We start from the raw sequence: 11,738 nt of genomic DNA on the forward strand, positions 1-11,738 counted from the left end.
CCGGGGCGCCTCGGCGTGGTACATCCCCCACAACAGTCTGCGGCGGCCCGGCCATCCCGCTACCGGGCAAGGGAACGGCAAAATGCGTGCACGGCACACCCATCCGCCGGGGGTGCGGCCCGCGCCGCGACGCCGCCCGCGCGCACCCGGATACGCCGAAGGGGCCGCCCGCACCACGGATGGCGGACGGCCCCTTCGGGCGTCGATACTGCGGCCGCTGGGGCCTCGCGGAGCTAGGAAGCCTTGGCCTTCTCGCCCACGGGCTTCGCGGCGGCCGGCGCGGGGGCCGGCTTGGCGGCCTCGTAGAACTCCTCGCGCGGCGTCTCCATGGCGCCGAGGGAGACGACCTCGCGCTTGAGGAACATCGCGAGGGTCCAGTCGGCGAAGATCCGGATCTTGCGGTTCCAGGTCGGCATCGCCAGACCGTGGTAGCCACGGTGCATGTACCAGGCGAGGCGGCCCTTGAGCTTGATCTTCATCTTGCCCATGACGATCATCGCCACGCCCTTGTGCAGGCCCAGACCGGCGACCGCGCCCTTGTTGGCGTGGCTGTAGTCGGCCTGCGGGAAGCCGCGCATCCCGGAGATGACGTTGTCACCGAGGACCTTGGCCTGACGCAGCGCGTGCTGGGCGTTCGGCGGGCACCAGGCGTTGGGGTTGCCCGCCTTGCGGCCGACCATGTCCGGGACCTGGGCGTTGTCGCCCGCGGCCCAGATGTAGTCGGTGCCCTGCACCTGGAGCTTCTCCGAGGTGTCCACGTGACCGCGGGGGCCGAGCGGCAGACCGAAACGGGCCAGCGCCGGGTTCGGCTTCACACCGGCGGTCCACACGATGGTGTTGGAGTCGACCTCCAGGCCGTTCTTGAGCACCACGTGGCCGTCGACGCAGGAGTCCATGGAGGTCGAGAGGAAGACCTCGACACCACGGGACTCCAGGTGCTCGCGGCCCCAGGTCCCGAGCTTCGGACCAACCTCGGGAAGGATCTTGTCGGCGGCGTCGACCAGGATGAAGCGCATGTCCTCGCGCTTCACGTTCGTGTAGTACTTCGCCGCGTCGCGGGCCATGTCCTCGACCTCGCCGATGGTCTCCGCACCGGCGAACCCGCCGCCCACGAAGACGAACGTGAGGGCCCGGCGGCGGACGTCCTCGTCGGTCGTGGAGTCGGCCTTGTCCAGCTGCTCCAGGACGTGGTTGCGCAGGCCGATGGCCTCCTCGATGCCCTTCATGCCGATGCCCTGCTCGGCGAGACCGGGGATCGGGAAGGTCCGGGAGACCGCGCCGAGCGCGATCACCAGGTAGTCGAAGGGCAGCTCGTAGGCCTCGCCGACGAGCGGCGCGACCGTGGCGACCTTGCGGTCCTGGTCAATGGTGGTGACACGCCCGGTGAGCACCTCGGCCTTGGGCAGGACGCGTCGCAGCGGGACGACGACATGCCGAGGGGAGATGCTGCCGGCGGCAGCTTCGGGGAGGAAGGGCTGATAGGTCATGTACGACCGGGGGTCGACGACCGTGACGGTCGCCTCGCCGTAGCGCATCTTCTTGAGGATGCGCCGAGCTGCGTACAGACCTACGTACCCACCGCCTACTACGAGGATCCTGGGACGCTCCGTGGTGCTCATGCCATCGAGTATCCACCCCACTCGGGGGGCATGCTCGTGAGCCCCTTCACAAGGTTGCAGCCACCCTCTGCTATAGTTCGCCGCCCACGTGACCCAGGTCATGACCCGCACCGGGAACCCCGTTACAGTGGTGAACGTTGTTCACCGCCCGCGAGCTGGCCCTCGGCCCTCGGCCCGGGCCGAACGGCCTTCCCGGTCGGCCCGGGCGCACCTTTCGCGGAACCCTTCGTTCCGGCCCCCGAGTGACCCCGCTCACCCCCGGCGTGACCCATCCGGAGCAGAAGACCGGGCCGACGCGGCCAATTCCTTGTGAAGAAGTTCACGAAGTTGGTGGCGAGGCGGCCCGGACCCCGCCCCACCAGGCGCGTCCCGCCCACTCAACGGTGCGGGCGGGACGACGCATGAGCGCCTGGCTCACGCCAGCGAGAAGGCGATTCCGTCCAGGATGTCGTGCTCGCTCACCACGACCTCGCGCGCCCCGGTCCGCTCCATCACGGCCTGGAGGATCAGCGCACCGGACGGGATCACGTCGACCCGGCCCGGGTGCATCGCGCCGAACGCCGCGCGCTCCGCATGGGTCGAGGCCAGCAGCCGCGCGGTGATCTCCCGGACCTGCTCCAGGGAGACGCGGGAGTGGTGGATCGCCGCGGAGTCGTACTCCTCCAGCCCCAGGGCTATCGCGGCCACCGTGGTGACCGTCCCCGCGAGGCCCACCAGCGTGGCCGCCGAGGCGAGCGGCACGGTCTCCTCCGCCAGGTCCAGGGCGGCGGCCACGTCGGCGCGGACCGCGTCGATCCCCTCGGGCGGGGGCGGATCGGCGACGGCGCCGTCCCGCACGAGGTGGCGCTCGGTCATTCGGACGCAGCCGATGTCCACGGACCGGGCGGCCCGCACCCGGTCGTCGCCGACGACGAACTCGGTGGAGCCGCCGCCGATGTCCACGACCAGGTACGGCTTCGCGAGGTCGTCGCGCCCGGTCAGCTCCTTGGTCGCCCCGGCGAACGAGAACGCGGCCTCCTGGTCCCCGCTGATCACCTCCGGCTCGACGCCCAGGATGTCCAGCACCCCGCGCACGAAGTCGTCCCGGTTCTCCGCGTCCCGGGAGGCGGAGGTGGCGACGAAGCGCACCCGCTCGGCGCCGTGCTCCTCGATCACCGCCGCGTAACTCCGGCAGACGGCGAACGTGCGCTCCAGCGCCTCGGGGGCGAGCCGGCCGGTCCGGTCGACGCCCTGCCCCAGCCGGACGATCTCCATGCGCCGGGCGTACTCGACGAGCTCCCCGGTCACCGGGTCGGCGTCCGCGACCAGCAGACGGATCGAGTTGGTACCGCAGTCGATGGCGGCCACACGCGTCATGTCTGCCGCCCCCTCAGCCCTCGTCCGTACCCTGCTCGCCGCACGGCGACACGCACGGGCCCTTGCGCCACCACTCCGGAAGCATCGCGATCGCCTCGTCGCCCAGCGGGTTGACGCCGGGACCGGCCGCCAGTGAGTGCCCGACGAGCACGTGCAGGCACTTCACCCGGTCCGGCATGCCGCCGGCGCTCGGGAAGCCCTCCAGGACCTCGATGGCGTCGCGCCGCGCGATGTAGTCCTCGTGGGCCGCCCGGTACGCCGCCGCCAGCTCGGGGTCCCTGCCCAGGCGCTCGGTCATCTCCTTCATGACCCCGTTCGCCTCCAGCGTGCCGATGGCGGAGGCGGCGCGCGGGCACGTCAGGTAGTACGTCGTCGGGAACGGCGTGCCGTCCTCCAGCCGGGGCTGCGTCTCGACCACGTCCGGGTTGCCGCACGGACAGCGGTGCGCGATGGCGCGCAGCCCGCGCGGCGGGCGGCCCAGCTGCTGCCGGAACGCGGCGATGTCCGCCTCGGTGGGGACGGTGGGCTCGGTCTGGGGAGGGGGCGTTTCCATGCCTGCCTAGGGTGCTGATCGGACTGCTCGAACCGCGGGTTCTGCAGAGGTACGGGGGTGGGGACGGCCGTCAGCCGCGGTCGGCGCTGTCCACGCCGTCCCACAGGTTGGAGTGCCAGGGCCGGTCCGTCTCGGCCGGTTTCCCGTCGCGCTCCTCGACCGCGTCGGGGTCGACCACGGTGTAGCCGGTCTCCCCGGGGAGAACGTAGTGCAGGTGCTCCCGGGCCAGCCGCTTGATGTACGCGTCGTCCTGGAGCCGGGCCTTCTGGTCCCGCAGCTCCTCGGTGCGCGCCTCGGCCTCCCGCGCCTGCCTGCGCTGGTCGGCGATCTCGTCGCGCTGCGACACGTACTGCCGCATCGGGTAGGCGAGGGCGACGACCAGGGAGCAGACGACCAGGGCCAGGAAGGCGGCCCGGCCGGTGAGCCGGGAGCGGCGGGCCTGGCGCCGGTTCTGGGACCGGTAGACGCGGGCGGCGGTCTGCTCACCGAGCAGCCGCAGCCGGGTCGCGGTGGAGAACCGGTCCCGGTCCTTCACGGCCATGTTCCCGCCTCCCCATTACGACGTCCGTCCCCGCACACGGTACGTGACCGGGCGCGGGGACGGACGGAGGCGGGGGCTACCCGCGGGGGGCGTCAGCCCTTGAAGCGGGGGAACGCCGAGCGGCCCGCGTACACCGCGGCGTCGTCGAGGATCTCCTCGATGCGCAGCAGCTGGTTGTACTTGGCGACGCGGTCCGAGCGGGCCGGGGCACCGGTCTTGATCTGACCGCAGTTCACGGCGACGGCGAGGTCGGCGATGGTGACGTCCTCGGTCTCGCCGGAGCGGTGCGACATCATGCACTTGAAGCCGTTGCGCTGGGCCAGCTCGACGGCGTCCAGGGTCTCGGTCAGCGAACCGATCTGGTTGACCTTGACGAGCAGGGCGTTGGCGGAGCCCTCCTCGATGCCGCGGGCCAGGCGCTCCGGGTTGGTGACGAAGAGGTCGTCGCCGACGATCTGGACCTTGGCGCCCAGCTTGTCGGTGATGACCTTCCAGCCTGCCCAGTCGTCCTCGTACAGCGGGTCCTCGATGGAGACCAGCGGGTACGCGGCGACGAGCTCCTCGTAGTACTCGGTCATCTCGGCGGCCGAGCGGGACTTGCCCTCGAACTCGTACGAGCCGTCCTTGTAGAACTCCGAGGCGGCGACGTCGAGCGCGAGCGCGATGTCCTTGCCCGGGGCGTAACCGGCCTCCTTGATGGCCTCGATGATGAGGTCGAGGGCGGCGCGGTTGGACTCCAGGTTCGGCGCGAAGCCGCCCTCGTCACCGAGGCCGGTGGACAGGCCCTTGGTCTTCAGGACCTTCTTCAGCGTGTGGTACACCTCGGCGCCCCAGCGCAGCGCCTCGGAGAAGGACTCGGCGCCGATGGGCGCGATCATGAACTCCTGGATGTCCACGTTGGAGTCGGCGTGCGAGCCGCCGTTCAGGATGTTCATCATCGGAACGGGCAGCAGGTGCGCGTTCGGGCCGCCGAGGTAGCGGAACAGCGGGAGGTCGCTGGCCTCGGAGGCGGCGTGGGCGACGGCGAGGGAGACGCCGAGGATGGCGTTGGCGCCGAGCGAGCCCTTGTTCTCCGTGGCGTCCAGGTCGAACATCGCCTGGTCGATGAGGCGCTGCTCGGTGGCGTCGTAGCCGACGAGCTCCGGGCCGATCTGCTCGATCACGGCGAGGACGGCCTTCTCGACGCCCTTGCCCTGGTAGCGGTTGGGGTCGCCGTCACGAAGCTCAATGGCCTCGAACGCGCCGGTGGAGGCGCCGGACGGAACAGCAGCACGACCGGTGCTGCCGTCGTCGAGGCCGACCTCGACCTCGACCGTGGGGTTGCCCCGGGAGTCGAGGATTTCCCGGGCTACGACGACGTCGATGGACGGCACGAGGCATCTCCTTCTGGGATATGACGCTGATTGTGCAGGGTCGCTTTGGCCTTGCCACAAGAGCCTAACCGGCCCGGCCCTCCGCGTCGGCCGACCGCCCGCCCCCTGGGACGAAAAAGGACCCAAGAGCGGGCGTACCGGGACGAAAGGCCGAATATTTACTGACCGGTAACTACAACAGTTGAACAATCACCGGAGCCGCCCGGCCCCGGAACCGGCGTGCCCCGGCCCGGCACACACGGGGGGAGAGTGCGTGCCGGGCCGGGGCGGCCTGAGTGATCAGCGAGGAGGGATCGCGGTTACTTCGTCAGGTGGAGCTGCTGGCCCGGGTAGATCAGGTCGGCGTCCTGGACGATGTCCTTGTTCAGCTTGAACAGCTGCCCCCAGCCACCCTTGACGTGGTGGTCGGCGGCGATCCTGCTCAGCGTGTCACCGGCGACGACCTTGTACTCGCCGTCACCCTTGGCGACCTTCTTGCCGGTGGGGGTGGTGACCGTCTTCTTCGGGGCGTCCGAGCGGTCGGAGCGGTTGGTGGCCGGGGCCTCCGTGCGCTCGGCCTTCTTCGGGGCGGCCTCCTGCTTGGGGGCGGCCTCCTGCTTCGCGGCACCGGAGCCGGTGTCCACACCCGGGTCGACACCGTCGTTGGCCAGGTTGCCGGCACCGGCGCAGGACCAGGCGCCCGGGCCCTGCATGTCGAGGAGCTTCTCGGCGGTGGCGATCTGCTGGGCCTTGGTGGCCAGGTCGGCGCGGGGCGCGTACTGCGTACCGCCGGCGGCGGCCCAGCTGGACTGGGAGAACTGCAGGCCGCCGTAGTAGCCGTTGCCGGTGTTGATCGACCAGTTGCCGCCGGACTCGCACTGGGCGACGGCGTCCCACGTGGCGACGGAGGCGGCGGAGGCGTTGGTGGCGCCCATCAGCGGCACGGCGACGGCGGCACCGGCGACACCGGCGAGCGTGGCGACACGGACGGCCTTGGAGGGGCGGCGGTGCTTGTTGCCCTTGCGGTTGAGCAGCATCGAGTCTTCTCCTCACCGACGCCTGCGAGGTGAGCTGTCGGGTTCGGGCCAAGTGAGTTGCCCGGCCGCGCTCCTGGCGCGGCTTCACCCCTAGCCGGTCCTGTCACGTCTCCCGACGATCAGGCCCAGCGCCTACCTGGGTCCCCCGCTCCTGCCTACGGCGCTTTCGCGTCTGTTCCCTCCGACCGACGGCAGGATTCGGCGTGACGGTCGACGGGGCCCGCGGTGCGAGCGGTTCTGACCGTAATCACACCCAGCGGTCATATTCAAAGACAGACATACCGGATAATCATCCCGTAAGAGCGTCCGATGAACCCTCATTTGCGCAGGTCGGAACGGATGCGGCGGGACCTCCCGGACAAGAAGCGTGAGTTCACGCAAAGAGACCCATGTCTCACTCGGTCAAAAGTGGGACATGGGTCTCTTAAACCACCCAAAGCGCAAGGGGCTCTAACGGCTCATCCGGCGTTCTCGGTGACCTTGCCCTGACCCGCGTCAGCCAGGCTCAGATCGAGGTTCTGGCCGGGCAGGATGAGGTCCGGGTCGGAGCCCACCTCGTCCTTGTTCGCCTCGTACAGCTCGGGCCAGCCGCCGGGCAGGTCCTGCGCGTCGGCGATCGCCCAGAGGTTGTCGCCCGGCCGTACGGTGTACGTGCCGTCAGCCGGCCGCGCAGCGCTGTCGCGTGCGTCACCGTCACCCCGCGAGGCGTGCCGGCCCGCGTCGCGCCCGGCGGCCGCCCCCGAGGCGTCGTCGGCGGCCGGGGCGCCCCGGTGCTTGCCGCCCTTCGCCCGCGCGTCGTCCGTCGCGTCGGCCGAGGGGTCCGCCGAGGGGTCGGCCGAGGGCGTGGTGGACGGATCGGCGGACGGGGTGCCCGAGGGGTCGGCGGACGGGTCCGCCGACGGGGAGGCGGACGCCTCGCCCTTGCCGCTGTCCTCCGCGCTCCGGCCCGCGTGCTTGCCGGAGCTCTTGCCGGCCTCCCTGTCCGCGGTGGCTCCGCCGGACGCCTCGTCCGAGGGGGCGGCCGACGAGCCCGAGGACGCGTCGTCCGCCGGGTCGGCGCCGAGACCGGCGTCCAGCCCCGCGTCGGCGCTCCGGGCGGGCTCGTCCGCATCCTGGTCGCCCGGATCCACGTCCGCCTTGCCCGCGGTCTTGGTGAGCCCGGAGATCACCGCACAGCTGGGCCACGCCTTCGGGCCCTTGGCGGCCAGGACCCGCTCGGCGACCGCGATCTGCTGCGAGCGGCTGGCGAGGTCGGCGCGCTCCGCGTAGGCCTCACCGCCGTACGCCTTCCACAGCTCGGGCGTGAACTGGAGACCGCCGTAGGAGCCGTTGCCGAGGTCGGCGCTCCACATACCGCCGCTCTCGCAGTCGGCCACCCGGTCCCAGGTCGCGGTGTCCGCGGCGTGTGCGCTCGCCGCGCCGAGCAGCGGGATGGCGATGGCCGAGCCCGTGACGCCTGCGGCGACCACGATGGCGGGTGCCTGACGAGGGCGGCGGTGTCTGCCGTTCGCGGAGCCCATGGGAGATGCCTTCCGTGTGACTGACAAGCGACTGGTGAGTCGAACGGTGAACCTAGCGAAACTCGAACGTGAGTCACAAGTCGATGCAGCGCAGATCACGTGAAAGTCACAGAGGTGACGGTCTGTCATCTCTCTCGGCGCGCGCGCCCGGCGTGAAGTGCACCGGCAAGGTGCGCAGTCCGCGCATGATGAGCCCGCCGCGCCACCGCAAATCGCTCGATTCTCCCGCAAGCCGCAGGTCCGGAAGGCGTGTCAGCAGGGTGGCGAGCCCGGTCTGCCCCTCCAGCCGCGCCAGCGGCGCTCCCAGACAGTAGTGAATGCCATGGCCGTAGCCGAGGTGCTGGTTGTCGCTCCGCGACAGGTCCAGCGTGTCCGGCCCGGCGAACCGTTCGGGGTCCCGGTCGGCCGCCGCGAGCACCACGAGCACCGGATCGCCCGCCTTCACGCGCTGCCCTCCGATGGTCAGCGGCTCGGTGGCGAACCGCCAGGTGGCGAGCTCCACCGGGCCGTCGTAGCGGAGCAGTTCCTCGATCCCGGTGGCCAGCAATCCGGTGTCGCCCGCCACCAGCGAACGTTGCAGCCGCTCGCGCTCGGCGGGGTGGCTCAGCAGGGTGTGGACGCCGTTGCCGATCAGGTTCACGGTTGTCTCGAAGCCGGCGAAGAGCAAGATGAAGGCCATCGCCGCAGCCTCGTTCTCGGTCAGGTGCTCGCCGTGGTCGCTCGCCCGGATCAGCCCCGAGATCAGGTCGTCGCCCAGGTCCTCACGCTTGCGGTGGATCAGTTCGAGCAGATAGGCCCGCATCTTCTTCACGGACCGGGCGACCCCGCCACGCGGGCCGCCGCCGTGCCGGATCATCATGCCCGCCCAGTCCCGGAAATCGTCCTGGTCCTCACGGGGCACGCCGAGCAGGTCGCAGATCGCGTAGATGGGGAGCGGAAAGGCGAACTCGTGGATCAGGTCGGCCTCCCCCTTCTCCACGAATCCGTCGATGAGCCGGTCCGTCAGCTCTTGCACCCGGGGCGCGAACTGCGCGATACGCCGGGGCGTGAACGCCTTGGACACCAGGCGGCGCAGCCGGGTGTGGTCGGGCGGGTCGATGTTGAGCAGGTGCGTCATCAACTCGGCCTTGCGCTCACCCGGGATGCCGGTCTTCCCCTTGGCGTGCGCGGGCCCGGCGTGGTGCGCCGGGTTCTTGGACAGCCGGGAGTCCGCGAGGGCCTGCCGGGCGTCCGCGTACCGGGTGACGAGCCATGCCTCGACGCCGCTGGGCAGCGTGGTGCGGTGCACGGGACTGTGCTCGCGCAGCCAGGCGTACGCGGGGTACGGGTCGGTGGCGAACTCCCAGGTGAAAAGTTCGGGCGCGGGCGGTACGGCGACGGACGAGGTGTGGGCGGGGCAGCCGGCGGGTACGGACGCGGCTTCGGCGGGGCTGTCGGGGGGGCTGTCGTTCACTCCCCGACGTTATCCGGTGCCCTCCGCCGTCCGGATCGCGTCCCGGTACGCGCGTCCCGCGGCGCGCAGCGCGGCCTCCGGGTCGACGCCCTCGTCCTGGGCCTGTACGGCGAGGGCGAGGAGGCGGTAGCCGATGTCGTCGCCCTCGGGGAGCGGCACGTCGAGTCCGGCGGTACGGACCCGGCTCGCGAGCTTCGCGGCGAGCGCGAGGCCGGGCTGGCCGAGCGGGACCCCGTCGGTCACCGATTCACGCTGCTTCTCGATCGCCTTGGTGCGCAGCCAGTGCGCGTGGACGTCCTCCGGGGTCTCGGCGGTCTCGTCGCCGAAGACGTGGGGGTGGCGGTGGATCAGCTTCTCGATGAGCGTGCCGGCCACGTCGTCCACGGAGAACGGCTCCTCCTCGTCCTCCTCGGCGATGCGCGCGTGGAAGACGACCTGGAGCAGTACGTCCCCCAGCTCCTCGCGCAGTTCCTCGCGGTCGCCGTCCTCGATCGCCTCGACCAGCTCGTACGCCTCCTCGATGGCGTACTTGGCGAGGCCCTCGTGGGTCTTCTGCGAGGTCCACGGGCACTCGACGCGGATGCGGTCCATGACCTGGACGAGGTCGAGGAGCCGGGCGCCCGGCAGGTCGTACGAGCCGGGGAGCAGCTCCAGACCGGGCATCCGCACCCGTCCGGAGCCGGCCAGCCGGGCCAGGCCGTCGGTGAGCGGCTGGTTGCCCGCGCCGCCGGTCAGGACGACCACGGTCCGGCCGCCCGCGCAGGCGTCCACGAGTTCCGGGGCGTCGGGCACGCCCGGGGTGACGGTGACGCCGGCCTCGCTCAGATACGGCAGCTGCGGCTGCTCCGGCTCGCCGCAGCGCACCTCGTCGGCGCCGTGCAGCGCCTGCCAGGCGGGCCAGGACAGCAGTCCGGGCGCGACCCGGTGGCTGACGGTGAGCAGGACGATGCGGCCGGGGTCTTCAGCGTTCACGCCACCGAATCTACCCCGGCCGTCCCGGGCGGCTCAGGCCCCGGCCTCGGCGGCCGCCTGGGCGGGCTTGGTGACCTGGGAGATCCACGGGGCCTTGTAGTCGGCCAGCTGGATCTGCTGGTTGTCCCAGGTGCCGTAGCGGGGGTTGACGTCGACGTCCAGCGCCTTGGACGCCTTGGTCAGCGCGTCGCCGATGGCCTTGGTGCCCTCGGGTGTGGACGGGTCGGCGCCGAGGGCCTGGCCGAGCTTCGTGATCTGGATCTGCTCGCGCAGGAAGGCGTCGATCTGGCCCGGGGCGAGCCAGCGCTCCTGGAGGACGGCCTGCTGGAGCCCCTTCTCGCCGTGGTACTGCGCGACGGCCGAGGTGCGCATCTGCTGGATCTCCGCGCGGCTCACCGTGACGCCCGCGTCCGCCGCGGCCCGGTCGAGGACGCGGTCCAGGATGAGCCCGTGCAGCTTGGCGCGGGCGAGCTGGCCGGACTGGTCGGTGAGCTGGGCGGACTGCGGGGACGAGCCCTGCGCCTCGCGTACGTCGGCCACCTGCGCCTGCACGGTGGACACCGTGATCCGGTCACCGCCCACGACGGCCGCGGCGCCGGGGTGGGCCTGGCTGCCGCAGGCGGTGAGGAGCGGCGCTGCGGCGAGCAGCGCGGCGGAGACGGTGAGCGCGGTGCGACGGCGGCGGTGCAAAGGAGCCTCCCGAGGAGATTGTGCGGCGGTGCACAAAGCCTTGCGGTGATCGATGTTAGGGAGTGGAACCGGTCCGGGCCACTGATTCGACCAACGATTCGGGAGGAGTTGGGGATGCGGGCCGCCCCGCTTCAGGCGGTGGCCACCACTTCGGGGACGAGACCGGCCACGACGTCCAGGCCGTTGTTCCTGACCAGAGCGGGGAAGAAGAGGCGCAGCGCGCTGCCCGTGGACTCGTCGACCAGGTCGAAGGACTTCTTCAGGACCCGGTTCTTGATCCCGGTGCGCTTGAGGCCCTGGAGCGGGAACGTGGTCAGGTGCCGGTCCGGCTTGGCGAAGGCCGGGTTGGCGACGAAGAGGAAGAGCCGCTCGCGGCTGGCCGCGAGGTATATCGGCTGCGGGGACGCCGCCGCGATCATCGTCCCGCCGCTCAGTACCGCCGCGGCGACGCCCACCGCCAGGTTCCGCTTGACCGATATCTCACTCAGGTTCACCAGGGACAGCGCCACGACCTGCTCCCCGGGCTCCAGCATCGGCGTCACGGCCTTCAGCAGAGCCCGGCTTCGTCTTCCGTTCACAGCACCCCTCGGTGACTCGTGTGATCAAGGCGGCGCGGGGGCGATCCCCTCGCGTGCCGGGGACATT

Annotated in this window: 11 protein-coding genes and 1 riboswitch; all 11 genes read right to left on the reverse strand. The window is 71.2% G+C overall.

Annotated features, from left to right (window positions below; translation table 11 throughout):
• Positions 1–233: 233 nt before the first annotated feature.
• Complete coding sequence (locus tag ACLQ2N_RS16670) at positions 234–1,619, reverse strand: NAD(P)/FAD-dependent oxidoreductase (RefSeq protein ID WP_164400411.1); 1,386 nt, start codon at positions 1,617–1,619, stop codon at positions 234–236.
• A 414-nt stretch (positions 1,620–2,033) separates the two neighbouring features.
• Positions 2,034–2,975, reverse strand: coding sequence for an exopolyphosphatase (locus tag ACLQ2N_RS16675; RefSeq protein ID WP_425813630.1), 942 nt, complete (start codon positions 2,973–2,975; stop codon positions 2,034–2,036).
• Between the two features lie 13 nt (positions 2,976–2,988).
• A complete protein-coding gene (locus ACLQ2N_RS16680) occupies positions 2,989–3,528 on the reverse strand; it encodes a DUF501 domain-containing protein (protein WP_425813632.1) in 540 nt (179 codons plus the stop codon).
• A gap of 70 nt (positions 3,529–3,598) precedes the next feature.
• Positions 3,599–4,069, reverse strand: coding sequence for an FtsB family cell division protein (locus ACLQ2N_RS16685; RefSeq protein ID WP_425813634.1), 471 nt, complete (start codon positions 4,067–4,069; stop codon positions 3,599–3,601).
• 92 nt (positions 4,070–4,161) lie between these two features.
• Entirely contained in the window at positions 4,162–5,442 is a 1,281-nt protein-coding gene (eno, locus tag ACLQ2N_RS16690; RefSeq protein WP_425813636.1) for a phosphopyruvate hydratase, read from the reverse strand.
• A gap of 299 nt (positions 5,443–5,741) precedes the next feature.
• Complete coding sequence (locus tag ACLQ2N_RS16695; protein WP_425813638.1) at positions 5,742–6,458, reverse strand: transglycosylase family protein; 717 nt, start codon at positions 6,456–6,458, stop codon at positions 5,742–5,744.
• A gap of 4 nt (positions 6,459–6,462) precedes the next feature.
• A riboswitch (cyclic di-AMP (ydaO/yuaA leader) is annotated at positions 6,463–6,631 on the reverse strand.
• A 285-nt stretch (positions 6,632–6,916) separates the two neighbouring features.
• The gene (locus tag ACLQ2N_RS16700; RefSeq protein WP_425813640.1) at positions 6,917–7,978 is read right to left on the reverse strand and encodes a transglycosylase family protein; all 1,062 of its coding nucleotides are present in this window, start codon (positions 7,976–7,978) and stop codon (positions 6,917–6,919) included.
• Positions 7,979–8,084: 106 nt separating this feature from the next.
• The gene (locus ACLQ2N_RS16705; RefSeq protein ID WP_425813642.1) at positions 8,085–9,431 is read right to left on the reverse strand and encodes a cytochrome P450 family protein; all 1,347 of its coding nucleotides are present in this window, start codon (positions 9,429–9,431) and stop codon (positions 8,085–8,087) included.
• A gap of 9 nt (positions 9,432–9,440) precedes the next feature.
• The gene (locus tag ACLQ2N_RS16710) at positions 9,441–10,403 is read right to left on the reverse strand and encodes a nucleoside triphosphate pyrophosphohydrolase (protein WP_425813644.1); all 963 of its coding nucleotides are present in this window, start codon (positions 10,401–10,403) and stop codon (positions 9,441–9,443) included.
• Between the two features lie 33 nt (positions 10,404–10,436).
• Positions 10,437–11,093 (reverse strand): SurA N-terminal domain-containing protein, encoded by a 657-nt coding sequence (locus ACLQ2N_RS16715; protein WP_164400489.1) that lies wholly within the window; start codon positions 11,091–11,093, stop codon positions 10,437–10,439.
• Between the two features lie 131 nt (positions 11,094–11,224).
• Positions 11,225–11,671 (reverse strand): hypothetical protein, encoded by a 447-nt coding sequence (locus ACLQ2N_RS16720; RefSeq protein ID WP_425813646.1) that lies wholly within the window; start codon positions 11,669–11,671, stop codon positions 11,225–11,227.
• Positions 11,672–11,738 lie beyond the last annotated feature (67 nt).

This window comes from Streptomyces sp. DT224, assembly GCF_049844595.1.
Classification (GTDB): domain Bacteria; phylum Actinomycetota; class Actinomycetes; order Streptomycetales; family Streptomycetaceae; genus Streptomyces.